General features: G+C 66.7%; 24 protein-coding genes, 1 tRNA gene, 1 other RNA gene and 1 pseudogene. 8 read left to right on the forward strand and 19 right to left on the reverse strand.

Annotated elements, in window-relative coordinates:
• From Ga0102493_RS09860 to hrpB, 5 genes are all read right to left on the reverse strand, one after another.
• The gene (locus tag Ga0102493_RS09860; protein ID WP_034900817.1) at window positions 1-1,836 is read right to left on the reverse strand and encodes a DNA polymerase III subunit gamma/tau; all 1,836 of its coding nucleotides are present in this window, start codon (window positions 1,834-1,836) and stop codon (window positions 1-3) included.
• A 41-nt stretch (window positions 1,837-1,877) separates the two neighbouring features.
• On the reverse strand, window positions 1,878-2,348 hold the full coding sequence (locus Ga0102493_RS09865) for a hypothetical protein (protein ID WP_034900815.1): 471 nt from the start codon (window positions 2,346-2,348) through the stop codon (window positions 1,878-1,880).
• A gap of 8 nt (window positions 2,349-2,356) precedes the next feature.
• Window positions 2,357-2,451, reverse strand: an RNA gene (gene ffs, locus Ga0102493_RS09870) — signal recognition particle sRNA small type.
• A gap of 56 nt (window positions 2,452-2,507) precedes the next feature.
• Window positions 2,508-2,786 carry an ETC complex I subunit gene (locus tag Ga0102493_RS09875; RefSeq protein WP_034900814.1) on the reverse strand — a complete coding sequence of 93 codons (279 nt, stop codon included), beginning with the start codon at window positions 2,784-2,786 and terminating at the stop codon, window positions 2,508-2,510.
• A gap of 124 nt (window positions 2,787-2,910) precedes the next feature.
• Window positions 2,911-5,355: an ATP-dependent helicase HrpB gene (gene hrpB / locus Ga0102493_RS09880; RefSeq protein WP_034900813.1), complete on the reverse strand. Its 2,445-nt coding sequence runs from the start codon at window positions 5,353-5,355 to the stop codon at window positions 2,911-2,913.
• A 176-nt stretch (window positions 5,356-5,531) separates the two neighbouring features.
• On the opposite strand from hrpB, the gene Ga0102493_RS09885 reads away from it, so the two are divergent.
• Entirely contained in the window at window positions 5,532-6,344 is an 813-nt protein-coding gene (locus tag Ga0102493_RS09885; RefSeq protein WP_034900812.1) for a hypothetical protein, read from the forward strand.
• A 57-nt stretch (window positions 6,345-6,401) separates the two neighbouring features.
• On the opposite strand, the gene Ga0102493_RS09890 is transcribed toward Ga0102493_RS09885, so the two are convergent.
• Complete coding sequence (locus Ga0102493_RS09890) at window positions 6,402-7,412, reverse strand: polyprenyl synthetase family protein (protein ID WP_034900810.1); 1,011 nt, start codon at window positions 7,410-7,412, stop codon at window positions 6,402-6,404.
• A 66-nt stretch (window positions 7,413-7,478) separates the two neighbouring features.
• On the opposite strand from Ga0102493_RS09890, the gene Ga0102493_RS09895 reads away from it, so the two are divergent.
• Complete coding sequence (locus Ga0102493_RS09895; protein WP_051697525.1) at window positions 7,479-7,823, forward strand: chorismate mutase; 345 nt, start codon at window positions 7,479-7,481, stop codon at window positions 7,821-7,823.
• 4 nt (window positions 7,824-7,827) lie between these two features.
• On the opposite strand, the gene Ga0102493_RS09900 is transcribed toward Ga0102493_RS09895, so the two are convergent.
• The 8 genes from Ga0102493_RS09900 to Ga0102493_RS09935 form a co-directional block, all read right to left on the reverse strand.
• Window positions 7,828-8,280: a hypothetical protein gene (locus Ga0102493_RS09900; protein WP_150132450.1), complete on the reverse strand. Its 453-nt coding sequence runs from the start codon at window positions 8,278-8,280 to the stop codon at window positions 7,828-7,830.
• 390 nt (window positions 8,281-8,670) lie between these two features.
• On the reverse strand, window positions 8,671-9,096 hold the full coding sequence (locus Ga0102493_RS09905) for a hypothetical protein (protein WP_034900807.1): 426 nt from the start codon (window positions 9,094-9,096) through the stop codon (window positions 8,671-8,673).
• A 128-nt stretch (window positions 9,097-9,224) separates the two neighbouring features.
• Window positions 9,225-10,178 carry a hypothetical protein gene (locus Ga0102493_RS09910; RefSeq protein WP_034900806.1) on the reverse strand — a complete coding sequence of 318 codons (954 nt, stop codon included), beginning with the start codon at window positions 10,176-10,178 and terminating at the stop codon, window positions 9,225-9,227.
• Window positions 10,175-10,777, reverse strand: a complete 603-nt coding sequence (locus Ga0102493_RS09915; protein ID WP_034900805.1) for a sigma-70 family RNA polymerase sigma factor — start codon at window positions 10,775-10,777, stop codon at window positions 10,175-10,177. Before Ga0102493_RS09915 ends, Ga0102493_RS09910 begins: the two co-directional genes overlap by 4 nt.
• A 104-nt stretch (window positions 10,778-10,881) precedes the next feature.
• Window positions 10,882-12,243 (reverse strand): sensor histidine kinase, encoded by a 1,362-nt coding sequence (locus tag Ga0102493_RS09920; RefSeq protein WP_051697522.1) that lies wholly within the window; start codon window positions 12,241-12,243, stop codon window positions 10,882-10,884.
• 100 nt (window positions 12,244-12,343) lie between these two features.
• Entirely contained in the window at window positions 12,344-13,021 is a 678-nt protein-coding gene (locus Ga0102493_RS09925; RefSeq protein WP_034900799.1) for a response regulator transcription factor, read from the reverse strand.
• 115 nt (window positions 13,022-13,136) lie between these two features.
• On the reverse strand, window positions 13,137-13,475 hold the full coding sequence (locus Ga0102493_RS09930) for a hypothetical protein (protein ID WP_034900797.1): 339 nt from the start codon (window positions 13,473-13,475) through the stop codon (window positions 13,137-13,139).
• A gap of 59 nt (window positions 13,476-13,534) precedes the next feature.
• Window positions 13,535-14,278, reverse strand: a complete 744-nt coding sequence (locus Ga0102493_RS09935) for an SIMPL domain-containing protein (protein WP_034900795.1) — start codon at window positions 14,276-14,278, stop codon at window positions 13,535-13,537.
• A 113-nt stretch (window positions 14,279-14,391) separates the two neighbouring features.
• Between Ga0102493_RS09935 and Ga0102493_RS09940 the strand changes: the two genes are divergently transcribed.
• Window positions 14,392-16,209, forward strand: a complete 1,818-nt coding sequence (locus tag Ga0102493_RS09940; RefSeq protein ID WP_034901739.1) for an ABC-F family ATP-binding cassette domain-containing protein — start codon at window positions 14,392-14,394, stop codon at window positions 16,207-16,209.
• Window positions 16,206-16,782: pseudogene (locus tag Ga0102493_RS09945) on the forward strand (uracil-DNA glycosylase family protein). The gene Ga0102493_RS09940 and the pseudogene Ga0102493_RS09945 overlap by 4 nt, the downstream one beginning before the upstream one ends.
• Before the next feature lie 4 nt (window positions 16,783-16,786).
• Here the strand turns inward: Ga0102493_RS09945 and Ga0102493_RS09950 are convergent.
• Window positions 16,787-17,260, reverse strand: coding sequence for a DUF6456 domain-containing protein (locus Ga0102493_RS09950; RefSeq protein WP_034900793.1), 474 nt, complete (start codon window positions 17,258-17,260; stop codon window positions 16,787-16,789).
• Between the two features lie 111 nt (window positions 17,261-17,371).
• On the opposite strand from Ga0102493_RS09950, the gene Ga0102493_RS09955 reads away from it, so the two are divergent.
• Together Ga0102493_RS09955 and Ga0102493_RS09960 are read left to right on the forward strand one after the other, a co-directional pair.
• Complete coding sequence (locus tag Ga0102493_RS09955) at window positions 17,372-17,950, forward strand: helix-turn-helix domain-containing protein (protein WP_034900791.1); 579 nt, start codon at window positions 17,372-17,374, stop codon at window positions 17,948-17,950.
• A gap of 31 nt (window positions 17,951-17,981) precedes the next feature.
• Window positions 17,982-19,169 (forward strand): glycosyltransferase, encoded by a 1,188-nt coding sequence (locus Ga0102493_RS09960; RefSeq protein ID WP_034900789.1) that lies wholly within the window; start codon window positions 17,982-17,984, stop codon window positions 19,167-19,169.
• Between the two features lie 7 nt (window positions 19,170-19,176).
• On the opposite strand, the gene secF is transcribed toward Ga0102493_RS09960, so the two are convergent.
• The 3 genes from secF to yajC form a co-directional block, all read right to left on the reverse strand.
• Window positions 19,177-20,157: a protein translocase subunit SecF gene (secF, locus tag Ga0102493_RS09965; protein ID WP_034900787.1), complete on the reverse strand. Its 981-nt coding sequence runs from the start codon at window positions 20,155-20,157 to the stop codon at window positions 19,177-19,179.
• A gap of 18 nt (window positions 20,158-20,175) precedes the next feature.
• Window positions 20,176-21,774, reverse strand: a complete 1,599-nt coding sequence (gene secD, locus Ga0102493_RS09970) for a protein translocase subunit SecD (RefSeq protein ID WP_034900785.1) — start codon at window positions 21,772-21,774, stop codon at window positions 20,176-20,178.
• A gap of 63 nt (window positions 21,775-21,837) precedes the next feature.
• Window positions 21,838-22,161, reverse strand: coding sequence for a preprotein translocase subunit YajC (gene yajC / locus Ga0102493_RS09975; protein ID WP_034900784.1), 324 nt, complete (start codon window positions 22,159-22,161; stop codon window positions 21,838-21,840).
• Window positions 22,162-22,419: 258 nt separating this feature from the next.
• On the opposite strand from yajC, the gene Ga0102493_RS09980 reads away from it, so the two are divergent.
• Window positions 22,420-22,496 (forward strand) — tRNA-Pro (locus tag Ga0102493_RS09980).
• 16 nt (window positions 22,497-22,512) lie between these two features.
• On the opposite strand, the gene Ga0102493_RS09985 is transcribed toward Ga0102493_RS09980, so the two are convergent.
• Complete coding sequence (locus Ga0102493_RS09985) at window positions 22,513-24,396, reverse strand: PAS domain-containing protein (protein ID WP_150132451.1); 1,884 nt, start codon at window positions 24,394-24,396, stop codon at window positions 22,513-22,515.
• Between the two features lie 312 nt (window positions 24,397-24,708).
• Between Ga0102493_RS09985 and Ga0102493_RS09990 the strand changes: the two genes are divergently transcribed.
• Window positions 24,709-26,853, forward strand: a complete 2,145-nt coding sequence (locus Ga0102493_RS09990) for a TonB-dependent receptor plug domain-containing protein (RefSeq protein ID WP_051697519.1) — start codon at window positions 24,709-24,711, stop codon at window positions 26,851-26,853.
• The last annotated feature ends 2 nt before the right edge of the window (window positions 26,854-26,855 follow it).

The raw sequence follows: 26,855 nt of genomic DNA on the forward strand, positions 1-26,855 counted from the left end.
TCACGTCGCGCGGCCCATGCGCGCGACCTTGGCCCCCTGCCCCTGTTCGTCGACGAGCAATTCGGCCTCGGGGAAATTCTCCAATGCGGCGCGCACCAGCGGGTCGGCCTCGATCCGCTCGCGCGCGGCGCGCGCCTCGCTTGCGGCCGCTTCGCGCAGGCTAGGCTGCGCAGCCCCCTCGCCCTTCTCCACCTGCCAGCGCCGCCCGGTCAGCTTGAACAGCACGTCGCGGATCTCGGGCACGGGGTCATCGGGGAAGCTGTCCGCCTGTTCGAAGACGAGGCGCTCCTCGCCAAGTTCGATCACCCGCACGCGGTCGCGCATGATCTGAGCGACACGCAGGTGCCCGGCATTGTCGACCCGTTCGATCAAGGCCGCCCAGGCGTCACCCACTGATCCAGCGGCAGGGCCGCGCGTTTCGGCTCGTGCTTCACCGCCCGCTTCGACCGATTGCGCGTGCGATGCAGGACCGTTCTTTGCAAGGTCCTCGATCCGCCGCGCAAGCTTGCCGGGATCCGGCATCTCGTTCGCATGGAGCACGCGCAGCAGCGCCATCTGAAGGGCAACCAGCGGGTCGGGCGCGGTGCGTACCTCTTCATGCCCCTTGAGCAGCAATTGCCACAGCCGGTGCAGCTCGCCCGCCCCCAGCCGCGCGGCGAAATCGGCGAGTGCGGTGCGCTCGTCCTCGCTCGGAGCGTCAGGTTCGGCCCCCGCAACCTGCGCGACGGTGATCCGGTGGACGAGGTCCATCAGCGCGCGCATGAGCGCGATCGGTTCGACGCCGAGCGCATATTGTTCGTCCACGCCCGCCAGCAGTGCCTTCGCATCGCCTTCGAGCACATGGCCCAGCAGGCGGCGCTGGGCGCTCTTGTCGGCAAGACCGAGCATGTCGCGCACCCTTGCCGCCGTCACCTTGCCGCCGCCTTCGCCTTGTGCATCGAGATCGGCGTGGGCGATCGCCTGGTCGAGGATCGAAAGCCCGTCGCGCACCGATCCTTCGGCCGCCGCCGCGACGATATTGAGGGCCTCGTCCTCCGCCTCGACCCCTTCTTCGGAGCACACCCAGGCGAAATGCCGCGCCAGCATGTCCGCCGAAATCCGCCTGAGGTCGAAGCGCTGAGTGCGGCTCAGCACCGTGACTGGCAGCTTTTCCACCTCGGTCGTGGCGAAAAGGAACTTCACGTGCGCGGGCGGTTCCTCAAGCGTCTTGAGCAATGCGTTGAACGCATTGCGCGTGAGCATGTGGACTTCGTCGATGATGTAGATCTTGTATCGCGCGGAAACGGCGGAGTACTGCACCGCGTCGATGATCTCGCGCACGTCGTCGACCCCGGTGTTCGAGGCCGCATCCATCTCGATCACGTCGATATGCCGCCCCTCGGCGATGGCGCGGCAGGGTTCGCACACGCCGCAGGGGTCGATCGTCGGGCCGCCGGTTCCGTCCGTGCCGACGCAGTTCAGCGCCTTGGCGATGAGCCGCGCGGTCGAGGTCTTGCCGACCCCCCTCACCCCGGTCATCAGGAAGGCATGGGCCAGCCGGTCGCGCTCGATCGCATTGGCGAGCGTGCGGACCATCGGCTCCTGCCCGATCAGCTGGCTGAAGGTCTGCGGGCGGTACTTGCGCGCAAGCACGCGGTAGGGCTGCGCCGGGTCGGGCGGGAGAGCGGCCGGACTGGCGGCAGCGGAAGCGGCGACGGGCGCAGGATCGGGTTCGGACACAGCGGGTGCTGGCGGCGCCTCGCCGAACATGGAATTCTGGCCCGCAGCTTCGAGTTCGGCCGCGCTCGGGCGGTCCTCGTCCTCGGTCTCGGGCAGGTCTGGGTCGGAATCGTTCACGTGCCCAAGCTAGGCGCTCGAAAGCGGTTTGTCATGCGCCGCTAATGGAAAGAAGGACGGCTATCCTCCACCTTGCCGACAGCTTCGATCAGCGGTTCGCCAAGGCAGATGAATTCCGCGCAGTCATCGCCGGTGACGATGCAATAGGTCGGCTCCTCGCCGTTGATGAAAGCGGAAAGGCTCGCGTGAAGGCGAGTGCCCGTCAGGCGGATCGCCGCCTTGCCCGAATTGGTCGACCATTCGTCGATCTGGGGAAAGTCGCGTTCGTCATGAATACAGATGGCATCGACCTGAGCCGAAACACGATAGACTGTCAGATCGTCCTCGCAGAAGACGAGGATTGCGCATTCGCCTTCGCGCGTGAATTCGGAAAAGTCGAAATGCCGCCCGTCCCTGTACTGAACCCATGCGCAAGAGGGATAATCGACCCGGAGCAAGTGAAGTCGGTCGGGATCGGAATGCTCGAAAGGCGTGGCCCATCGGCTTGCCGCAATGCGGGTCTCATCGGTCATGCGAGAGGGTTTAAGGAGCCGAGCGACCCGCCGCAATTCACCTGGGCTGCTTCCTTCCGGACCTGACCCGGTGAGCGAACGCAAACGTCCACCCGACTCCCGGACGTGCATATGGCGCGAAAAGAACGCGAATTCAACACCGCTTGTGCGGTGAGTGTCTCACTTGAAATTATCCGCGTAGGCCTGGAGCTTGAGCCGCTTGGGCGGCGTCGAATGGACCCGCGCGGGGATGCCGTATTTCTCGGCATAGGCCTTCGCCGCGTCCTTCGTCGGGAAGTTCAGCCGCACCTGCGCCTGCGTGTCGCCGCTTCCGGCCCAGCCCATCAGCGGATCGGGACGCAGCGCCTCGGATCGCTCGAATTCGAGCACCCAGGTATCGGTCTTGGCCTTGCCCGATTGCATCGCGCTCTTGGGCTGCTGGTAGATCACTGCAGGCATTTCTGTTTCGTTTCCTCGCTCATGCGAGCTGCGCTCGCGTCACTGCGGGCGGCCGGTCGGCCTTGCGGCGCGCTGCGCGCGCCGTTGATCCCGCCATGAATTATGCTTTGGCGATAATCCAGAATCACCCGCGGTTGAAGGCATTCTTTGTCTTGAGGCTCGGCTTTTCCTCCCATGGCCGTTCAGGCCAGCGGTGCTTCGGGTAACGGCCCTTCATGTCCTTCGCCACGTCCGTCCAGCTGCCGCGCCAGAAACCGGGAAGGTCGCGCGTCGCCTGAACCGGGCGGCCCGCCGGACTCGTCAGCTTGAGCAATAGCGGCGTCTTGCCGATCATCGGATGCGCATCGAGACCGAACAGCGCCTGTACCCGAACCTCCACGCTCGGCGCGTCCTCGCCCGCATAATCGATTTCGTGCCGGGTCCCGGCGGGCGAGGTGAAATGGGTCGGCGCATCGCGATCGAGCCTCTGGCGGCTGTCCCAGTCGACAAGGCCGAGCGCGGCCTCAGCCACCCGTCCCGGCGCAATGTCGAGATCGCGCCGCCCGAAGAGCAGCGGAGCGAGCCACAGCGCCGCATTGTCCCGCAGAGCATCGAGGGACAGCGCATCGACACCGGCAAATCGCGCGCGGGCAAGGAAACCTGCCGGGAGCAGGGTGCTGTTGGCCCCCTCTTTCTCCCCCAGGCTTTCCAGAGCCTTATCCACAAGTATGTCCACAACCGCCTGCGGGTCCGGCGAAGGCTCTGGCACGCTCGCCAGCGTGATCGCGCCGAACCGCCGCCGACGCATCGCGCGAACACGCTTCTTTTCGCCGTCCCAATCCGTTGCAAGCGCTTCCTCGATCCGGTCTGCAAAGATCGCGGCGACCCTGTCGGCCAAAAGCTCCGCCCCGGCGGTGATCCGAGCGCCTGCCGCCTGCCCCTGCGCGTCGCCGATCACGATCCACTCCGCGCGCGCCAGCGGCGAGGCCGGATCGAGCCGGAACCCGCGCCCGCCCGCCGCGAGCCAATTCTCCCCGCTCGCATCGCGCCGGCGCGCGACGAAATCGGGCCGCGCAAGGGCGAGGCATTCGAACGGGTCGAGCGCGCGGCCGCCGCGCGCGGCCAATCCCCGCGCCCGCTTCGCCCAGCCCCGCGCCGTTCCGCGCGCCGCCTCGGCCCGCTTGCCCCGCTCGCGCGCCCAGCCGCCAAGGCGCTGCGCGAGGTCCTCTCCCCGCCCGCCAAGCCCGCGTTCCTGAAGAAGCATGACGAGACGGGCCGTGTCCTCCTCGCAGCCCGCCTCGGCGGCAAGGAGCAGCGCGGCGGCTTGATCGGGCGCCATCGGCAGCGCGGCGACCTTCTCGCCCCAGGGCGTGATCCGGCCATCCCCATCGAGCGCACCCATCGCTTCCAACCGCCCCCTTGCGCTCGTGATGGCAGCTTCGGGCGGCGGGTCGAGCCATGGCAGCGCGCCCGGATCGCCCATCCCCCAACGCGCCAGCGTCAGCACGAGCGGTGCGAGGTCGGCGGTCTCGATTTCCGGCGCTGCGAATTCGGGCCGGCCGAAATGCCCGCCCTCCTCCCACAACCGGTAGGCGACGCCCGGCCCCTGCCGCGCGGCGCGGCCCGCGCGCTGATCGGCAGCGGCGCGGCTCGCCCTGCGGGTGACGAGATGGGTGGTGCCGGCCGCAGGGTCGAACTTGGCGTGGCGCGCAAGGCCGCTGTCGACCACGACCGCAACCCCGTCGAGGGTGAGCGATGTCTCCGCGATCGCGCTTGCCAGCACGATCCGGCGGCGCCCCTGCGGATCGCGGGCAATGGCGGCGCGCTGCGCGGCGGGTTCGACCGCGCCGTGGAGCGGCAGGATCGGCGTTTCGGGCAGACGCGGCTCGAGCCGTTCGCGCACCCGTTCGATCTCGCGCAGTCCCGGCAGGAAGGCGAGCACGTCGCCCGCCTCCTCGCGCCAGGCCTGCATCACGGCGCCTGCCACGCGATCCTCGATTCCGAGCGAAGCATCCCCGCCAAGCCACTTGATTTCGAGCGGAAAGCTGCGCCCCTGGCTTGCGATGACGGGCGCACCTTCACCCAGCAGCCGGGCGAAGCGCGCGCCTTCGATCGTCGCCGACATGACCAGCACGCGCAGGTCCTCGCGCAGCACGGTTCGGCTCTCGAGCGCGAGGGCAAGGCCGAGATCGCTGTCGAGATGCCGTTCATGCGCTTCGTCGAACAGGAGAGCGGCGACGCCGGGCATTTCCGGGTCTTCGACCAGCCGATTGACGAGGATGGCCTCGGTCACGACGAGCACGCGGGTCCTTGCCGAGACCCGGCTTTCGAGCCGTGTCGCATAGCCGATGGTCCCGCCGGGCTCCTCCCCCAGCATGGCGGCCATGCGCTCTGCCGCAGCGCGCGCGGCGACCCTTCGCGGCGAGGTGAGGATGACCTGCCCCGAGCACCATTCCTCCTCCAGCAGGGCCGGCGCCACCGCCGTCGTCTTGCCCGCCCCCGGCGGCGCGACGAGCACCCCCACCCCGCCTTCGCGCAGGGCGGCGAGCACCTGCGGCAGCACTTCGCGTATCGGCAGGTCGTCGGACATGCGCGCGGCTGTGGCAGATTTGCGCGGGCTCGCAAGCCCCCTCGGGCGGTCAATCGGCCTGCCGACATTTGGTGAAACATCGTTTGTTTGATACATCTCAGCTCAGGGCGCAGTCGAAATGCGTCCGTGTCCACACAATCGGATGGCGCGGGCGATTTGCACTGAGGGGAAAATCGATGAACAAGATGATGACGGCCATGGCCGCGATGACGCTGGCCATGGGCCTCGCCGCATGCGCGGAAGAGAATGCCGAAACCACCGCGACGGCAAGCGAAAGCGGATCGCTCGCGGGGACGTGGAAGGCGGACGTCGCATCGGCGCAGGCCGAGAACGACGTGGACAGCTACGTGTTTGCCGACGGCACTTACACCTGCAACAGCTGCAAGCCTGCGTTCTCGATCACCGCGAATGGGGAATGGCAGGAAGTCGACCGACCGGGCGTCGATGCGCTGAAGGTCGCGATGGTCGACGACATGACCATTAGTTCCGCCAGCCGCCGCGGCGACAAGCAGCTCGGCGAATCCACATGGACCGTCAGCGAGGACGGTCAGACCATGACCATTGCCTGGACCAACATGGACGGCGAAGAGACGACCGAGGGGACGACCGTGCTGCAGCGCACGGCGGCAGGCCCCGACGGCTCCCACGCCGCCTCCGGTGACTGGGAGCTGAAGGAAATCGGCCCGATGAGCGACGCCGCGCTTACCTTCAGCTATGAAATCGATGGCGACACGATCATCAGCAAGGGCAATAGCGGCGGGTATACCGCCGTGCTCGGCGGCGATGCCGTCACGCCAGAGGATGACGAGACCGGCGGCGTGGTGAAGGTCGAGAAGACCGGTGAGAATACCTATCGCGAAACCTACATGCGCGACGGTGAAGTCATCAACGTTCTCGATCTTACCGTCGAAGGCGATACGCTCAAGGGCGTCAGCACCGACCCGCGCGATGACAGCGTTTTCCGCTGGACGGCGACGCGCCAGTCTTAAGGCTCAAGTGAAGGAAAGGCCCCGCCCCTGCAATGCAGGCCGCGGGGTTTTTCTTGTCTAGTATCCGCGCGCGACCGCGAATTGCGCCGCTTCGGTCATCGCAGCGCGCGCCTTGCCGTCGGGAAAGATCGAGATCGCGTCGATTGCCCGGTGTGCGAAGTGACGCGCCCGCTCGCGCGTATCTTCGAGCGCATCGTGCTTTTCGATCAGGGAAACGGCCCGCGCGAAATCCTCGTCGCCCGATTTGTGGCCAAGGATCGCGTCCTTCCAGAACTTGCGCTCGGCCTCGTCGCCGCGGGCATGGGCGAGGATGACGGGGAGCGTCATCTTGCCCTCGCGGAAATCGTCACCCCGGTCCTTCCCCATCTGGGCCGCGTCGGAATCATAGTCGATCGCATCGTCGACGAGCTGGAAGGCCACGCCGAGATTGCGCCCGTAATCCTCGAGCGCGCGCTCCTGCTCTTCCGAGCATTCGGCGACCACTGCGGCGATCTGGCTCGCAGCGGCAAAGAGCGCGGCGGTCTTGGCCCCGATGATGTGGAGGTAGCGTTCCTCGCTCGTCTCGATCTGGCGCTGGGCGGTCAATTGCGAGACCTCGCCCTCGGCGATCACCGCGCTTGCATGGCTGAGTATCTTGAGCACCCGAAGGCTGCCGTCCTCGGTCATCAGTTCGAAGGCGCGGCTGAACAGGAAGTCGCCGACCAGCACGGTCGCGGGATTGCCGAACACGATGTTCGCCGCCGCTTTCCCCCGACGCAGTTCGCTGCCGTCGACGACATCGTCGTGAAGCAGCGTCGCGGTGTGGATGAATTCGACCGCCGCTGCGAGCTTGTGATGCCGCGTGCCGTTGTAACCGACCAGCTCCGCCCCAGCGAGCGTGAGCATGGGTCTCAGCCGCTTGCCTCCGCCCGAAATCAGATGCCCCGCAAGCCGCGGGATCAGGGGGATTTCGCTCTGCATCCGTTCGAGAATGACGGTGTTCACCGCATTCATGCCGCTCGCCGTGAGCGAGAGCATCGGATCGAGCGTCGGCCGCTTGCGCGGCAGTGGAACGACGTCGGCTGTCATGAGCGACGCATTTGCGCGAGCCTTGGACGCTTGGCAAGCCGCAAATTGCTGTTAGCTTTGCAAGCCATGTCCAACGACACGCACACTGCCGACCCGCAGCAGGATCCCTCGCAGGGCGCATCCGCGCCCGCGCTCGACCCCGTGCTCGCGGCCTATCGCAAAAGCATCGACAATATCGACGCGGCGATCATTCACATGCTCGCCGAGCGGTTCCGGATCACCCAGGCGGTAGGCGAATACAAGGCGCGCGTGACCCTGCCTCCCGCCGATCCCGCGCGCGAACAGCGCCAGATCGCACGGCTGCGCAAATTGTCGGAAGAGGCCGATCTCGACCCCGAATTCTCCGAGAAATTCCTGCGCTTCATCATCGACGAAGTGATCCGACACCACGAAAAAGCGCGTTCGGGCTGAACCCTCAGCGTCGCTCCCGGGCTATCGGGGCCGGCGGTAGGGGTGCGGGCAGCGAAACCGGGACTGCGATCGGTGGAGCGCCCGGAGACGGTTCGATCGCGGGCGTGCCGCCTGCGTCCTCCCGCCGCGAGGGTGCATCGAGCGGGATCGGCACCCGTTGTCCCCGCTCCAGCGCATCGCGCAGGATGATCGTCGAGCGAACCGCTGCCGCCCGATCCCGCATTGCGCGGCGCTCCTCGCGCCTCAGGCGGATCGGATTGCCTTCGCGGTCGAACGCGAAACGGCCCGAGCCCGGGAGGAAGGCGCCATCGCGCATTTCGTCCTCGAAGCGTTCCATCGTCGCGAAAGGGTTGTGAAAGACGGTGCGCGCACCCGCGAGGTCTCCGCGCGAACCGGCCGAAGTGCAGGCCCCCAGGGCGAACGTCGCTGCAAGGACCATCAAGGCCATCCTGGTCATCGCGTACCTCTGACGAAAGGGACGCGCAGGCTGCGCGCGAGAGCTTGAATAGGCGCTTAATGAAGCCGGCGATGAAAGGGGGCACACGAAACGGAACCCGCCCCGTGTGCCCAGCCCGGCCCACCCCGATCACGGGTATCGGCTGCGGACCGGCCTGCCGAGCCGCCGGGTCATGTGCGTCCCTGGCCGGGGCCTGGCCAAGAAGCGCGCGGCTCGAACCCGATCAGCGCGGCGATCGGCGGGCGCGTTGGCCCTGCCCCGAACGCCTGGGGCGGAAGTCCGGATCGCGGGTGCGGCTCACACTGCGGTCGGTCTGGAGCTGCCCGCTTTCGTTGCGTGAACGGGTGGTGCTGCGCTCGCGCGCGAAAAGCGTCTGGCCCTCGGGACCCGTCAGGCGCTGGCTGGCTTCGAAGTGCCCGCACCATCGCGGCTGCGCTCACCGAAAACGCCGTATTGTTCGCCGCCGCGCGCCGTTGCCGTGCCGGCGAATGTAGAGCCCATTTCGCCCCGCACCCGTTCGCCTTCGAAAGAACGCGTCCTGCCTTCGGGCCCGGTCCGGCTGCGGCTCACGGTAGAGCCGGTCTCGGTGCGCCGGCGGTCGATCGTGGTCGAGACCGTCTTGCCGCTTTCCTTGTGGGTCGCGCTGCGGTCACGGTCGAGCGTGCCGGCCTGTGGATCGACCGTGGTGGTCTGGGTGACCACCGCATTGGGCCCGTCATGAGTTCTCGTGCGGGTTTCCTGTGCGAGCGCAGGGCTCGCGGCGATTCCGAGCGCGGCAAGCGCTGTAAGGGCCGGAAAGCAGGTCGTGGGTCGCATCGTCTCATCCTTTCGGAGCAAGGGGTCGTGAATGGCCCCGGCCCGGCTTTCACCGTTCGGGCAGGGTCATTGGTTCAACGCGAAAGGCCCGGCCGATCCTTTGCCCGGCGAATGATTTTTTGCAGCGTTCAGGTGTCGCCCGGTGCGGCATCGCCTGCGGGCAACGTTTCCGGCGGCGCCTGAGCCTCTTCGGTGAGCCCATCCGGATCGCCTTCGGCAGCGCCCTCGATCAGGCGTTCGATCCGCTGTTCGCGGCGCTCGCGCCACAGCCTCAGCCGCTCGCGGCGTTCCTCAGGCGGGAGCTGGCGAAGCCGCTCGAACCGGTCCAGGATCGGCATACCGGCGCCCGTCCCACGGTCGCGGCGCAGGAAGTCATCGCGCTCGATCGCCTCGCCCGACTCGATGGCGCCGCGCAATTCCTCGCGGCGGGATTCCAGCCGCTCGCCGAACCGATCCTCGCGCCGCTCGCGAATTGTGCCGAGCCGTTCGCGCAGGTGTGCTTGCTGTTCGGCACTCGGTACCGGCAGGCCCTGCTCGCGGCGCCGTTCGAGTGCCCGTTCAAGCCGACGGTCGGCCGCATAGCGGCGCAGTTCGAGCCGGCGAGTGCGAAAATCGTCGAAACGGCGAAAGACCTCTTCAAGCTCTTCCGGCGTGTCGATGGCGCCCTCGATCGCGACTGGCGCTGCGGTCTCATCGGGGCGCGGCGGAGCGATATTGGGCGCGGAGGCAGGCGGAACGACGATTTCGGGTCCCGCCATTCGCGCCCACAATTCGCCGGGCGCGGGCACCCGGTCGGGAAACGCGCCGAACAGGCCCGCCGCAGCAGCCGCGCCGGCAAGTGCGCCGAAAACGCCCACTCCCAGAACTATCCGCCGCCCACTGCGCCAGCGCGGGGCTCCGGTGCGTGGTGCGCGCAAAGGCGGAAGCTCGCCGGGACGATCGTCGGAACGATCGGCGGTGCGGGAAAGAACGCGCTGGGCGAAATCGTCCGACAGCGGCGGCACGCGCGCGGCACGCAGCACCTCGTCCAACGGTTCGCCGGGCCGGATCGGCGCGCCCTCGTTCTTGGCGGGATCGGTCATGACGGATCTCCTGCGGCCGCCGCCTGCGCCTCGAACGCCTTGCGCAGAGCGGCGCGGGCGCGGTGGAGGAGGGATTCGAAGGCCTTTATGCTCATCTCCAAGATCTCGGCCGCCTCGGCATTGGCGAGGTCTTCGTAATAGGTCAGCACGATCGCGGCCCGCTGGCGCTCGGGCAGCGCGGCGATCAGTGCGCGGGCCATGGCATCGCGCTGCTCGCCGGCGATCACATCGTCGGCAAGCGGGGCCTCGTCGGCGCGCTCGGGCACCTCTTCTTGGGCGTTGCGGCGGCCAGCGCGCAGGCGGTCAATCGCCAGATTGACCGTCACCCGCTTGAGCCATGGCCCCAGCCGGATCGTCCGCCCGGCAAGGCCGGGTGCCTTGTCCCAGAGCCTCAGCAGGGCTTCCTGCGCGACATCCTCGGCTTCGTGCGCGTCACCCAGCATCCGGTAGGCGATCCGGTGAAGAAGCGAGGCATGCGCCGTGATCGCCTCCGCGAGAGCGGCTTCCTCGCGCGCGGCGATGCGCGCGACGAGCGCCGCGTCGTACCTGTCCTCGGCGGGCGTTGAGCCCGGCGGCTTCGGAGCGAGGCTCCCCTTCATACCGTTTCGCGCGATTGGCCCCGTTCGTGTGGGTTGCGAGTGATGGCGTCGTCCCCTTAACGCGCAAGTCTGTTGAAACCCTTCGCAGGTTGCCGAAAAACGGATCAGGCGCGCGGCAGGCTGAGTTCGACGAGCAGGCCGCCAAGGTCCTCGCTCTCGCCCAGCCTTACCGAGCCGCCATAGATCTCCACCACGTCGCGCACGATGGCGAGGCCGAGCCCGGTGCCCGGCTTGTCGGTGTCGAGCCGCGCGCCGCGACCGAAAATGCGAGTGCGCTCGGCCTCGGGAATTCCGGAACCGTCATCCTCGATCCAGATCAGGCATTGGTCGGCCTGCGGTTCCTGGTCGATCGTCACGAACACGCTGCCGCCGCCATATTTCGCCGCATTCTCGATGAGATTGCCGAGTATCTCGTCGAGGTCCTGCCGCTCGACCGCGACTTCGGCGGAGCCGCTTCCCGCGATATCGAGCCGGCCTTCGGGGTGGAGCCGCTCGACCGCGCGGCGCACCGCTTCCGCGCTTTCGCGGACATTGGTGCGGGCATGACCGACCGCGCGCCGCCCGACCGCGCGGGCCCGGGCGAGATGGTGGTCGACATGGCGCTGCATCACCCGTGTCTCCCGGAACACCGCGTCCGAAAGGTCCGGTGCGCGCGCGGTCGCGGCATTCGTAAGCACGGTGAGCGGCGTCTTGAGTGCATGGGCGAGATTGCCCGCATGGCGGCGCGCTTCCTCGGCCTGTTTCTCCGAATGGGCGAGCAACGCGTTCAATTCCTCGACCAGCGGCTGGACCTCTTCGGGCAGCGGTTCGGTGATGCGGTTCTCACCTGTCGTGCGCAGTTTCTGGATCGCCGCGCGCACCCGCCGCAGGGGGGAGAGGCCATAGCGGATCTGAAGCAGCGCCATGCCGATGAGGCCAAGACCAAGCACGGCGAAACTCCAGATCAGGATCAGCCGCACGCGCTGCACCTGCGCGTCGATTTCCTCCGTCGCGCTCGCGACCGCGAAGGTCCAGCGCGTGTCGCTCCCGGGCAGGATCACGGTGCGCTCGGCGATGCGCAGCGGCTCGCCTTCGAACTGGCGCGAATTGTAGAAACGCGGTTCGCTGTCGAAACCGCCTCCGCCGTCTCGTTCGACCACGCCGCGCAGTTCGAGCGTGCGGTCCCACAGGCTGCGCGATGGCCAGGGATCCTGTCCGTCTCCGTCGATCTGCCAATAGAGGCCGCTCCCGGGCTCGAGAAAACGCTGGTCGCCAAGCACGCGGTAGAAGGACACCTCGCCGCCGGGCTGCACTTCGGCCGAGGCGATCATCGCGGTGAGGATGTATTCGAGCTGTTCGTCGAAATTCTCCTCGACCTGGCCCGTCAGTGTGCGTTCGAGAGCAAGCCCGCCGCCCAGCAGGAGCACGAGGATCCAGACCGTCGCGATAAGCCCCATGCGCCTCGCGAGGCTCCCGCGGCGACGCATGGCGAGTGGTCGGCCGGGCGCAGGGGTCACGCCGGCATCCCCGGCGGAGGCAGCACTCCCGGCCCCGCCCTCAGGCGAGTTCGCGGCGCTGCCCGTGGGATCAGGCCCGCGGTGCGTCTGCCGGGTCGTCGAGGCTGTAACCGAGGCCACGGATCGTCGTGATCACTTCTGCGCCGAGTTTCTTGCGGATGCGGGTGACGAAAACCTCGATCGTGTTGGAATCGCGGTCGAAATCCTGGTCGTAGATATGCTCTATAAGTTCGGTGCGGCTGACGACCTTGCCCTTGTGATGCATCAGGTAGGACAGAAGCTTGTATTCCTGCGCCGTGAGCTTCACCGGCTCGCCCGCCAGCGTCACCCGGCCCGAACGCGTGTCCAGCCGGACATCGCCCGCGGTCAGCTCGGAGGAGGTGTTCCCGCTCGCCCGGCGGATCAGCGCGCGCAGGCGGGCAATCAGCTCCTCGGTCTGGAACGGCTTTGCGAGATAGTCGTCCGCGCCCGCATCCAGCCCTGCGACCTTGTCCGACCAGCTGTCGCGCGCGGTAAGGACGAGCACGGGAAAATCGCGCCCCTCGCGCCGCCACATGCCGAGCACGGTCAGCCCGTCGATCTCGGGCAGGCCGAGGTCGAGGATGACCGCGTCGTAATCTTCGGTGCTGCCGAGGAAATGCCCGTCTTCGCCATCGGTGGACAGGTCCACCGCATAGCCGTTCTGTTCCAGCGTCGTCTTCAACTGCTGGCCGAGCGTGGGTTCATCTTCGACGATCAGGATGCGCATTGTCCACCATCTGCCTGTTGTGCATTGCGCGTTTCGTTGCGCGCTTGGCTCCGTTTCGTCAACTTACGTGGGATCGCAAGGCTCCCGTGTCCACTGATCTTCCCGAAACAGGACCTCAGCGCGAGCGACTGATGATGCGGCCCGTCGCCCCGTCGACATCGACATTGATGACGCGCCCGTCCTTGATGAACTTGAGCCGATAGGCGCGCGCGGTCGCATCATAGGCGAAGCCGAGATATTCCGCGCCGCGCATCCGGGGCAGCACCAGCCGTTCGATCTCGCTGATCGTCTTGATGTTGCCCGCCTTCATTTCCTTGCGCGCCTCGCCCTGGTCGGAGCGCGACTGGTCCTGCGCGAAGTCGGCGGGCGCACCTGCGGCGCTTGCCGGCGCGACAAGCGCGCCGAGCGCAAGCGCTGCAAGGATACCGGCGATAAGGGAGCGGATGCGTTTCATGGCAGGTGTTCGAATAGCAGCAAGGCCTTGAACGGGCTGTGAATGGGCCGCGCGCGCCCTCAGCTTTCCTCTTCGTCATCGACCAGTTCGTAGGTGATCGAGATGCTGACGCCGGTTTCGACCATTCCGGGCTGGACCGGGGTGGCGCTGACCTTGACGCTTTCGGCGTCCATCGCGCGCATAGCGTTTGCAGGTGATGGCCCCCGCCCCTCTATCGTCTCGTTGATCTGAAGCACCTCGACATCGTCGTAGTCGAGCATTGCAGCATAGGCCCGCGCCCGCGCCCCGGCGCGTTCGATAGCCCGCTTGCGCGCCTCGTCCTTGGCTGCGGCATCGTCCTCGAGCCGGAAATTCGGCCCCGAAATATCCGTCGCCCCTGCCGCCACCAGCGCATCGAGCACTACGCCCGTGCCCTCGATGTCGCGCAGCTTGACGCTCACCCGGTTGGAGACGGTGTAGCCGCGAAAGACCTGCTCGCGGTTCTCGCGGTCGTAATCGTAGCGGGCCGAAAGGTTGATACCGGTGGTCTGGATATCCTTCTCGTCCACGCCCAGCGCCTTGATCCGGTCGATCACCCGGGTCATCGCCTGCGCATTCTGCCGCATCGCCTCGACCGCAGTCGGCGCATCGGTGGTGACGCCCGCGCCGACCGTGACGATGTCGGGCTCGGCGGTGATGCTTTCATAGACATTGAGCTCGATCACTGGGCCCTCGGCCTCGATCTCGACGCTGGCGGCGTGGAGCGGCGCAGCAGGGATCGCGAGTGCGCCCGCAGCAAGTGCGGCGGATATGGCAGTCTTCATGGACATTGTCCTCCTTTTCGCCCGCCTTTGCGCAGACCGGCTTTCCTCCCCCTGAACCGGTTGCAATCAACCGCCTTGTGGGCCGCGATGCAAGCGATTACCTGAGCCGCCTCATGGCCCAGCCCCCGATCCTCTCGCTCGAAGACATCTCGCTCCAGCAGGGCGGGCGCTGGCTGTTCGGCCGGGGCCCCAATAGCGATGGCCCGGAACCGATCGATCTGCATGTGCTGCCCGGGGACCGGATCGCGCTCATCGGGCGCAACGGCGCGGGCAAGACGACGCTGCTGCGGCTCATCACCGGTCGGATCGAGGCCGATCGAGGGCTTCGCCGGGTCAAGCCCGGCACACGGATCGTGTTCCTCGAACAGGACCCGGATTTCAGCGAGGCGGCGACCCTGATGGACTTCGCACTGGCGGGCGAGGACGCGCCCGCGCCGCACGAAGTGGAAGCCATTGCCGGCCAGCTCGGCATCGAAATGAACCGCGAGGCGGCGACCGCCAGCGGCGGCGAGCGGCGCCGCGCCGCGATCGCCCGCGCACTGGCTCAGGACCCTGACCTGCTGCTGCTCGACGAGCCGACCAACCATCTCGACCTGTCGGCGATCGACTGGCTGGAGGACTGGCTGTCGCGCTATCGCGGCGCCTTCATCACGATCAGCCACGACCGCACCTTCCTCAAGCGGCTGACCCGAGCGACCCTGTGGCTCGACCGGGGAACGCTGCGGCGCAAGGAAGTCGGCTTCGGCGGCTACGAGGCGTGGGAAGAACAGGTCTATGCCGAAGAAGCGCGCGCCGCCGAGAAGCTCGATGCCAGGCTCAAGATCGAGGCGCACTGGCTCGAACGCGGGGTCACCGCGCGGCGCAAGCGCAACCAGGGGCGACTGGAAAAGCTCCACCAGATGCGCGCGACGCGGGCGGCGATGATCTCGACCAGCGGGACGGCCAAGCTCAAGCTGTCGAGCGACGAGGACTTCAAGTCCAAATCGGTGATCGTCGCGGAAGGCATCACCAAGAGTTTCGGGAACCGCACCGTCATCAAGCCCTTCTCCTTACGCATCCAGCGCGGCGACCGGATCGGGATCGTCGGCGCGAACGGGGCGGGCAAGACGACGCTGCTCAAGATGCTGACGGGCGAGATGGAGCCCGACAGCGGCACGATCACCCATGCCAGGACCCTGTCGGGCGTCATGATCGACCAGCAGAGGAAACTGCTCGAACCCGATGCGAGTGTGCGCCAGATCCTTGCCGAGGGCGGGGACTGGATCGACGTGCGCGGCCACCGCAAACACGTCCAGGCCTATCTCAAGGAATTCCTGTTCGATCCCGGCATTGTCGATACCAAGGTCGGCATATTGTCGGGCGGAGAGCGTTCGCGCCTGCTGCTCGCCCGCGAATTCGCACGCACGGCGAACCTCATCGTGCTGGACGAACCGACCAACGATCTCGACCTCGAGACGCTCGACCTTTTGCAGGAAGTGATCGCCGATTTCGAGGGGACCGTGCTGATCGTCAGCCACGACCGCGACTTCCTCGATCGCACGGTGACGGTCACGCTGGGCCTCGACGGGTCGGGCAAGGTCGATATCGTCGCTGGCGGCTACGAGGACTGGGAGGCGAAGCGGAAGAAGCCGGTTGCCGGAAGCACCAGGACGAAAAGCGGGACCGCTGAAGCGCCCGCGCCTTCCCCGCCTCCGCCCAAGGCGGACAAGCTGTCCTACAAGGACCAGCGCGATTACGAGACGCTGCCGCAGCGGATCGAGGAGCTCGAAGCCGCGATCGCGAAAGGCGAGGCGATCCTGTCCGACCCCGATCTCTTCGCCAAGGACCCGCAGCGTTTCGCGACCATTTCCAAGGGCATCGAGAACGCCCGCGCCGAAAAGGACGCCGCCGAGGAGCGCTGGCTAGATCTCGCCGAGCGGGTCGAGGGGTGAGCGCGGAGGCACTCCACGAGGAGATCGCCGCCTGCACGCTTTGCGCCGAACATCTCCCGCTCGGACCGCGGCCAGTCGTGCAGTTTTCGCCGGCCTCGCGCGTGCTCATCATCGGTCAGGCGCCGGGAACGAAGGTCCACGAAAGCGGGGTGCCATGGGACGATGACAGCGGCGACCGGCTGCGCGGCTGGCTCGGCATGGAGCGCGAGGAATTCTACGATCCCGCCCGCGTCGCGCTGATGCCGATGGGCTTCTGCTATCCCGGCAGGCGCAAGGGCGGCGATGCCCCCCCCGCGGCCCGAATGCGCGCCGAAATGGCATGACCGCATGCTTGCCCAGATGCCGCAGACGCGCCTCACCCTGCTGGTCGGCACCTATGCGCAGGGCCGTTACCTGCCCGAAACGCGCCGTCTCACCATGACCGAGAGAGTCCGGCGCGCGGGCGAGGTCGGCGCCTTCTTCCCCCTTCCCCACCCCGCCTGGCGCGCGCGCCTGTGGATGGCGAAGCATCCCTGGTTCGAGGCCGAAACCCTGCCCCTGCTGCGCCGCGCAGTCGCCGACGCGCTCGCCTGAGCGCTCACCTTATCCGGTAATACTCCGCCACCCGTTCGAGCGCGATCCGCAGCACCAGCTTGCCGCTGCGCACCGGCCAGCCGAGCGCCTTTTCGGCATCCGGAAGCCCCTCGTTCGCGCACACCACGCGCCAGAGAATGTCGTCGAGCCCCCTACCCGCATGCGCGATCGCCTCGTCGAAGCGGCGCTTGGCGGCGACCTGTCGCTCGGTCGGCGTAAGCGCACGCTCGCCGGTCGACTTCACCCGGACAGGATCCCAGCGCATGGTGACGTTCGCGGACAGCTGGGCGCGCTCGTAATCGCCCCGCAACGCCTCGCCGGCATCGAACAGCCGGTCATCGAGATGGCCGCGCGCATGCAACCATGCGAGTGGGGATTCGCCGACATTGACCGTGACCGTGCGGCGTTTGCCCTGCGCGCTGCCCGCCCTCCGCGGGCCTTCGGTGGTCAATTCGCGTTCGACCAGTTCGCGTTTCATGTCGCCTTCTCCCTTGCTTCGAGCGGAGCCAGGGGCTTGCCAAACCGGAAGTCATGTAGGAAAGAACAAACCAATCTGGTAAAATGCAAGACCGGCTGAAAGGCGCTTCGCATGATCAACCGCATCCGCGACATCCGCAAGGCCAAGGGCCTCACGCTGGCGGAACTCGCCGAGGCCTGCGATCCGCCCACGACCGCGCAGACGATCGGTCGGCTCGAGACCGGAATGCGAAACCTGTCGCTCAAATGGATGGACCGGATTGGCCGCGCTCTGGGCGTCGACCCGGAAACCCTCGTGCGTTCGGACGAAAGCCCCGCCCCCAGCGTCGTCGCAGAACTCGGCGCGAACGGAGCCGAAGCGCTGCGATCCCCGCGCGAGGCGTTGCTTCCGACCGATCTTGCCGAAGCGCGCGGAGAAGCGCTGGCCGTGATCGAGGTCACCGCAAGCACCGGCGAGTACCGCCCCGGCGACCGGCTATGGCTGCGGCGGATCGCACCCGAGGAAGCGGGCCGCGCGATCAACCGCGACTGCCTCGTCCCGCGCCCCGGGGGGCGGTTCGCCTTCGGCCGCCTGATCGACCGGCAGGGGACCATGATCGGCCTTCTTCCCCCGGGGAGCGGGCAGAAACAGCTGGTGGTCGACAATCCGCCCTGGATCGGCCTTGCTGTCATGCTGGTGCGCGCATTGTGAGCGCCGCCGATCCCCTCGCAGGTGCGCTGGCATGAGGCATGTCCTCGTCCTCAGCACGCTATGGCCCAACCCGGTCGCGCCGCGCTTTGGCACATTCGTCGCGCGTTCGCTCGAGGCGCTGGCGAAGCGCGGCGACTGGCGCGTCACCGTGATCAATCCGATCGGCCTGCCACCGATCACTCTCGGCCGGTATCGCGACCTTGCTGAAGTCGAAGATCGTGCCGAGGAAGGCGGGCTGACCGTTCACCGGCCGCGATTCACGTTGATCCCCAGAATCGGCGGTCGCCGCAACGGAGCTGCGATCGCGAGAGCCGCCTTGCCGCTGGCGCGCGAAATCCATGACGAGCAGCCGATCGACCTCGTCGATGCGCAGTTCTTTTTCCCCGATGGCCCGGCGGCCGCGCGGATCGCGCGTGCGCTGGACCGTCCGTTTTCGATCAAGGCCCGCGGGAGCGACATCACCTATTGGGGCACGCTCGACTATGCGCGCGAACAAATGCTCCGCGCGGCGAAACGGGCGGACGGGCTGCTGGCGGTGAGCGCCGCTCTCAAACGCGAGATGGAGGCGCTCGGCATGGAAGGCGACAAGATCACCGTCCATTACACCGGGCTCGACAGGGATCGCTTCCGCCCGCTTGCGCACACGCAATTGCGCGCGCAGCTGGGCGGCGAGCTCGGCATCGTCATGCCCGACAATGCCCCGCTGCTTATCTGTGTCGGCGCGCTTATCGAGCGCAAGGGCCAGCACATCGCACTGGACGCGCTGACCGAGGTGCCGGGCGCGCATCTCGTGCTGGTCGGGCAAGGCGAGCAGGAGGGGCAGCTCAAGGGCCAGGCACGCGCGCTGGGGCTGGCGGACCGGGTTCATTTCGTCGGCCTGCTCGATCATGACGTGCTGCCGCTCATGCTCTCGGCAGCAGACGCGATGGTGCTTCCGAGCGCCAATGAGGGGCTCGCCAATGCCTGGGTCGAAGCGCTCGCCTGCGGGACTCCGGTCGTCACCTGCGATGTGGGCGGCGCGCGCGAAGTCATCACGAGCGAGCTTGCCGGAAGGCTGGTTCCACGCGACCCCAAGGCGGTGGCGGCGGGGATCAACGCGGTGCTCAACGATCCTCCGCCAAGGCAGGCCGTTGCCGATCTCGTCGAACGCTTCAGCTGGGAGGAAAACGCGGCGCGGCTCGCCGACTATTACGAAAGCCTTCTGGCCGCGAAGGATTGATTCGGGCTCAGGCTTCGCCGCGCGCGATCTTTTCCTGGCGGTCGGCCTCGCTTTCGCGCGGCACGAAGCTGTTCGAATCCACCCCCAGCCAGATCAGCACCGGCGAGGCGAGATAGACGCTTGAATAGGTCCCGACGAACAGGCCGAAAGTGATCGCCGCCACGAGGCCGAACAGGCTCGCGGGACCGAACAGCAACAGCGGCAGCAGCGCGACGAGCAGGGTGAGCGAGGTCATAACGGTGCGCGCCAGCGTCTCGTTCATCGAAAGGTCGAGCACTTCGACGATCCCCATCTTGCGGTATTTCTTGAGATTTTCGCGGATGCGGTCAAACACGACGATCGTGTCATTCAGCGAATAGCCGATGATGGCGAGGATCGCGGCGATGATCTGCAGCGAAAATTCGAGCTGGAACAGCGCGAACAGGCCGAGCGTCAGCGACACGTCGTGGAACAGCGCGAACAGCGCGCCGGCGCCGAACTGCCATTCGAACCGGATCCAGATGTAGAGCGCGACCGCCACCATAGCGGCGAGCAGGGCAAGGATGGCGTCCTGCCGGAATTCGCCCGAAACCTTGCCCGAAACCGAATTCACCGCGTCGATCTGGATATCGTCATAACCCGCTTCGAGCGCGGTGGTGATGCGCTTCGTCAGCTCGTCGGCAAAGGCGGGATTGCCCTCGGCCTCCGGCGGAAGCTTGACGCGGATCGAAACCTGGTTCGCCTCGCCGAAACGCTGGACGACAGGGTCTCCCACGCCCTCGACCGCGGCGATGCTTTCGCGCAGCTCGGGGACCGGGGCCTCATCGCTCTGGGTGAAAGTCGCCTGGATTTCCTGCCCGCCGGCGAAATCGACGCCGAGATTGAGCCCGTTGACGAACACCAGCGCCCAGCTCGCCGCGATCAGCAGCAGGCTGACGACGAAGAACGGCACGCGCAGGCGCAGGAACTTGATGTTCGTGTCGGCGGGGACGAGTTTCAGGAGTTTCATGAGCTTTCCGTCCCTTCCTCAGATGTTGATGTCGGCCGGCCGGGCCTTGCGCAGCCATCCGGCGACCCACATGCGGGTCAGCGGGAGGGCAGTGAAGACCGAGGTGAACAGGCCGAGGATCAGCACGACCGCAAAGCCGCGGATCGGCCCGGACCCGAACAGGCCGAGCAGCACCGCCGAGATGAAATTGGTGATGTTCGCGTCATAGATCGCGCGGCTGGCTTCCTTGTACCCGGTCTCGACCGCGGTCACGACCTTGCGTCCGCGCTTGCGCTCCTCGCGGATACGCTCGTTGATGAGCACGTTGGCGTCCACCGCCGCGCCGATCGTCAGCACGAAACCGGCGATGCCGGGCAGGGTCAGGGTGGTGTTCAGGATCGCCATGATGCCGAGCAGCATCGCGACGTTGAAGACGAGTGCGATCGTCGCATAGACGCCGAACCGGCCATAGGTCGCTATCATCAGGGCAATGACGGCGATGCTGCCGATCAGCATCGCGATCATGCCGCGCCGGATCGAATCCGCCCCGAGATCGGGGCCGACCGTGCGCTCCTCGATCACCGTCAACGGCACCGGCAGGGCGCCCGAGCGCAGCGAGATCGCGAGGCTGTTGGCGCTCTCGGCAGTGAAATTGCCCGAGATCTGCGCCCGCCCGCCAAGGATGCGTTCGCGGAAATAGGGCGCGGAGATGACCTCGCCATCGAGGATGATGGCGAACCGTTCTCCGACATTCTCGGTCGAAAGCTTGGCGAAGCGCGCCCCGCCCTGCGCGTCGAAGGTGATGTCGACGACATTTTCGTTGGTCTGCGGATCGACCCCGGCCTGCGCATTGGTGAGGCTGTCGCCGCGAATTCCGCCGAGACGCTCGACCGCCTCGAACTGGCCTTCGAAACCGGTCCCGGGCGCATAGGGGACGACCTGGCTGCCGGGGGGCGCGATGCCCGCCTGAACATTGCTCGGAAGGGCATCCTTGTCGACCAGCTTGAATTCGAGCTGTGCGGTCTGGCCGAGCAGTTCCTTGAGCGCATCGGGGTCTTCGAGGCCCGGGACCTGCACCACGATGCGGGTGTCGCCCTGGCGGATGATGGTCGGCTCGCGCGTGCCGAGATCGTCGATGCGGCGGCGCACGACCTCGGTCGCGCTTTCCATCGCATCGTCGACGCGTGCTTCGATCCCGGTCTCGGTGGGCGTCAGCACCATGCGCTGGGTGTCGACCACTTCAAGGTCCCATTCGCGGTTGAGACCGTCGCCCATGATATACGGTTCGAGCAGTCCCCGCGCGCGGTCGATGTCGCCCGGCTCGGACAGGATGAAGGACAGCTGGCCGCCCGACGTCGAGATATCGCCGATCCGGATGCGCGGCTCGGCGTTCCGCATTTCGCGCCGGACGGTCTCTTCCATGTTTTCGAGCTGCTGCGAGCGCACTTCCTCGACCTCCGCCTCGAGCAGGAGGTGCGAGCCGCCCGCGAGATCGAGACCGAGATTGACCATCGGGTCGGGCAGTTCGTCGGGCCAGTCGATCCCGGCCGAATTGGCGAGCGACGGCAGCGCCGCGATCACGGCTGCAAGGGTGATCCCCCACAGCATGAGTTTCTTCCAGAAAGGGAAATCGAGCATTGCCGCCTGGTCTTGCCTTGCTGCTGTTCGTGTAAGCCGGTCGGGGAGGATTCCCCGTGCGGATCAGTCGTTCGCGGCGCTGCCGCCGGGCGGGATGATGTCGCCGATCGTCGCCTTGACCGCCTTCACCCTCACGCCCTGGGCAAGGTCGAGTTCGACATAGGTGTCGTCGACCTTGACGATCTTGCCGACGAGCCCGCCAGCGGTCACGACCTGGTCGCCCTTCTTCAGCTCGCTGATCTTCTGCTGGTGTTCCTTCTGCCGCTTCATCTGCGGACGGATGATAAGGAACCAGAAAATCAGGACCATGCCGACGATCGGCAGGAGGTTGATCCATGCCGGCGGCGCTTCGGCAGCGCCCGCGCCTGCGGCGAGAATGTCAATCATGGTCTTTGAACCCGTCAGAATGTGTCTATCGATCCCGGCTGGACGAACCGGCCATCACCCCCGGTCGGGCTTCGGCCACGGCTCGCCGCCGTCATAGGTGGGCGCGGTTAGCAGCAATGCAAGCGCCCGGCAATCGGCCTTCCCTGCCTTATGGCCGCGTGTCCTCGCACAGTCCTCGCACAGGGGGCCGATCATGAGCCGGGAAAGCGTCTTGCCAGCGGCAACCGCCCGCCCTATAGCGCGCGCCTCCACTGGATCCGGGACGTAGCGCAGTCTGGTAGCGCATCACACTGGGGGTGTGGGGGTCGCTGGTTCGAATCCAGTCGTCCCGACCAGTGGAAAAGCCCCCCTCTAGACTGCCTCGTGTCCGCGCTGCGAAACCGGCAGCGCGAGCGTGCAGTGCGCCCCGTCCGCTTTCAGACTGAAGTTCGTGCGCGCTCCTAGCTGATAGGGCAAGGCATGTTCGATCAGTTCCCGTCCATCGCCGGAGCGTGGCCCAGGCCCAGGCGCCTGCGGCATCGTCACCCCGCTTTCGCGCCAGTCGATATGCAGCCACGGCCTGCCGCCTTCGCCGTCCTTCTCGAACGACCAGACCACCTCCAGCCGAGCGCCCTCTTGGGCGAGAGCGCCGTGTTTGAGAGCGTTCGCCCCCAGTTCGTGCAGCGCAAGCGCGAGGGTCTGCACGGTCGAGGACCTCAGGCGGATCCCGCGCGGGCCTTCCAGCCGGATCTTGCCGCCCGCATCCTCGCCGTCGAGGGCTGCAAGTTCGGTCTCGATCAGCTCGTCGAAGGCGATGCGGTCCCCCGAGCCGAGCCGCGACAGGAGCCCCTGGACCCGTGCCATGGCATCGAGCCGGGAGCGGAACTTCGCATCGAATTCCTCAAGATCGGCCGAGCTGCGCATGGTCCGGTCGGCCATTGCCCGCACCACGCCGATGAGATTGCGGGTCCGGTGCTGCAATTCGGTCACCATCGCGCTTAGCCGGTCGCGCATCTCGCGCTGTTCGGTGAAATCCACCATCGCCCCGGTCATGCGCACAGGCCTGCCTTCCTCGTCGTAGAAGAATCGCCCCGTCCCGCTCAGCCAGCGGATCGCCCCGTCGCGATGGACAACCCTGAATTCGCAGGAATAATCCGAACCCGTCTCCATCGAACGGCGAAGCTCGGCATCGGCACGGGCGCGATCGTCCTCGTGGATGCTGTCGAGCCAGGCATCGTAGCTGGGCTCGATTTCGCCCACCTCATAGCCATACATCGCCCAGTGTTCCTTCGACCACGCGACCCGACCGGTGACCGGGTCCCAGTCCCACAGCCCCACCCGGCCCACCTCGACCGCGCTGCGCAGCCATTCCTCGTTCTTGCTCAGGTTCTCGCGCGCCTCGCGCCGGGCGGTCGCATCGCGCCAGAATACCGCAAGCGACCCGTCCACGATCGGATAGACGCGCGTCTCGATCCAGAGTTCGGACCCTTCGGGCTGGTGCTCCAGCGACAGCGGGATGCGCTCGCTCATCGCCCGTTCCAGCATGTTGCCGAGATCGGACCCCTTTGCCTGCGGGTAGACGTCCCAATAGGACCGCCCGACCGGGTCTGATACCGGGCGGCCGAGAAGCTTCTCATTGTCTTCAAGGATGGTGAAATCGGGCGCAAGCAGGCCAAAACCCTCATTCATCCCTTCGACCACGCGACGCGGACGGTCGCGTCTGGCCAACCGGCGCTCGGCCTCCTCTCGCTCGACGACCACGAGCAGCCGGTCGATGACCGGCCCGAGCGCCATTGCGTAGGTCGTCAGGAATTCGATGTCCTCGCGTCCGAATTCGCGGACCTCGCGCGTATCGACCTGCAGCACGCCCCAAGGACGGCGACCGGGCAGGAAGATCGGCACATTGACCAGCGCGACGACGCCATGGTCGCGCAGAAATTCGGGGAAATGAAAGCGGGTTTCGGCGGCGATGTCGTTGGTTATGACCGGTTCGGCGCGCGCTATCGCATAGGCTTCGGAAGAGCGTTCCGTCAGGCTGATCCGTTCGTGTCCGACGATACCCTTGTTCCAGCCGATCCCGGCCCGCACGAAGCCGGTCTCACGCTTTGGCTCGATCTCGATGACCTTGGCGAGATCGGTTTCGAGCTCCTCGGCGATGAGCCGGCAGCCCTCGGTCAGGATCGAGGCGAGCTCGCAAGGGTCGTCATGATCGAGAACGAAGTCGCCGAACCTCGCCAGCGCGCGCTGGCGTCTCATGATTTCGTTGCGCTCGGCCAATATTCTCCCGCCGGTTTCGCGTTTCCTTTCGCAAGCGAGCGACTCCGCTCCTTCAGCCCCTGCGATAATTCATGCATTGTGGCGGACGGCGGCTTTCAAAACAACCACATGGGCTAACCCGCGATGGGTTCAGCTTTACGCCGTCCCTCTCGCGGGAATGGCCCGGGGGAGACCCGGCGGCGACGCTCGCGACGCGAGTCGGGACACAATCTGCAAGTCCGGTCGTCCCGGCCAGTGGAGCATTCGTCGATTGCTCCTTTTTGTCGGTCACCTCACCGCACAAGACAATTCATGACCTTGTTCAAGAGTTTGGCAATTCCCCAGCGCACCGTTTCGACTTCCTCGCTCCTGACACTCGCCCTGCTGCTGGCCCCGGCGGGGCTGGCCGCGCAGGATCCGGACGAGGACAAGGCGCCGGTCGACCCCGTCGCCGCAGGAGCCGCAAGCGCCGCGGAGCCCTCCGGCCCGCGCGCGCGGCGGACCTTCACCCCCGATGACTTCGCCCGTTTCGCCCCACGCAGCGCGCTCGACATGGCGCGGCAGGTCCCGGGGTTCTCGATCCGCGAAGGCGGCGGGGCGCGCGGACTGGGCGCGGCCGATACCAATGTTCTCGTCAACGGAAGGCGCATTTCGGGCAAGTCGAACGGGCCGGTCGATGCGCTTTCCCGCATCCCGACCGACGAAGTGCTCAGGGTCGAACTGGTCGACGGAGCAAGCCTGGATATCGGCGGGCTCACCGGGCAGGTGCTCAATGTCGTCACCAGGAGTACGGGCGGGATTTCAGGCCAGTTCCGCTACGCTCCGCAATTCCGCGATTTCGGGACCCCCGCGCGGCTGCTCGACGGTTCGGTGGCCATCGCGGGCGGCGGGACGAAGGACGACTGGACGCTCTCCATCTCGAACGATTCGAACCGGCTCGGCGATGAAGGCCCGGAACTCGTCTTCGATGGTGCATTAGACCTGATCGACCGGCGCGCGGAGGTCCGTAACGAGAATCTCGACGCGTTCGGCCTGTCAGGGTCCTGGTCGCGCGTCGCCGACAACGGCAATGTCCTCAACCTGACCGGCGAGGTGAACGGTTTCATCCGCCGTGAAACCGAGATTTCCGAGCGGTCGGGGTCGATTTCGCCAGTCGATCGGACACGAATTTTCGAAAGCGGCGAGGACGAATTCAATTTCGAGATCGGCGCGGATTACCAGTTCCGCTTCGGCCCGGGACGCCTGAAGCTGATCGGCTATCATCGCTACGAGGACAGCCCGACCTTTTCCATCCAGCGCACCGAATTCGCCGACGGTGCGCCGGCTGAAGAGAGCGTTTTCACCCGCGATGCCGACGAGGGGGAGACGATCGCGCGGGCCGAATACGCCTTCGGCGCGCTCGGCGGGGATCTGCTGCTGGCGGCCGAAGGCGTGCGCAATTTCCTCGAGATCGCTTCCGCGCTCGAACTGCGCGAGGAGGACGGCACGCTCGTGCCCGTGCCGCTGCCCGGCGCGAATGCGAGAGTCGAGGAGGACCGCGCCGATCTCGGCCTCACCTACAGCCGCGCGCTCGCCAGCGGGTTGCGGCTCCAGGCCTCGGGCGGCGCGGAATATTCGCAGCTTCGCCAGAGCGGGCCGTTCGGCCTCACCCGCGGTTTCTACCGGCCCAAGGGTTTCGTCGCGCTCGACTGGAAGGCGCTGCCGCGGCTCAACCTGTCGGGGCGGATCGAACGGTCGGTCGGGCAGCTTAGCTTCTTCGATTTCATCGCCACGGTCGATCTCGATCAGGACCGCGAGAATGCGAGCAATGCCGATCTCGTCCCGCCGCAGAGCTGGGTGTTCGAACTCGAGGCCAATCTCGGTCTCGGCGCATTGGGCTCGCTCAATCTGCGCCCCTTCTACGAGGACATCTCCGATATCGTCGACCAGATCCCGATTGCAAATGGCGGTCAGGCGCCGGGCAACCTGCCCTCTGCCGAGCGCTACGGCGTGGACGGGGACCTTACATTGCTGTCCGACCCGCTCGGCTGGCGCGGCACGCGGCTCGACGTGGGCTTTTCCTTCCTCGGCTCCTCGGTGAGCGATCCGCTGCTCGGCACCCCGCGCGAGCTGAGCGGGAACGACATCGTCGATCTCAGCACGGACATCCGTCACGATTTCGCAGGCGGGATATGGGCGCTGGGCGGTTCGGCCAATTGGGAGGACAACGCACCCGTCGTCCGGCTCGACGAAGTGGCGCTGAGGACGCAGAGCTTCGGTTTCGTCTCGGCCTTCGTCGAGAACAAGGACGTGAGCGGCCTGACCTTGCGTGCCAATGTGGCTAATCTGATAAATCGAAAGAACCGTTTCGAGCGCACCGTCTTCATCGACCGCACGGCAGGCCTCGCGCAGTTCTCAGAAACGCGCGAGCGCCGCTTCGGCATGATCTTCACCTTCGAGGTCGAGGGCTCTTTCTGACG

This window comes from Erythrobacter litoralis (genome assembly GCF_001719165.1).
Lineage (GTDB): Bacteria > Pseudomonadota > Alphaproteobacteria > Sphingomonadales > Sphingomonadaceae > Erythrobacter > Erythrobacter litoralis.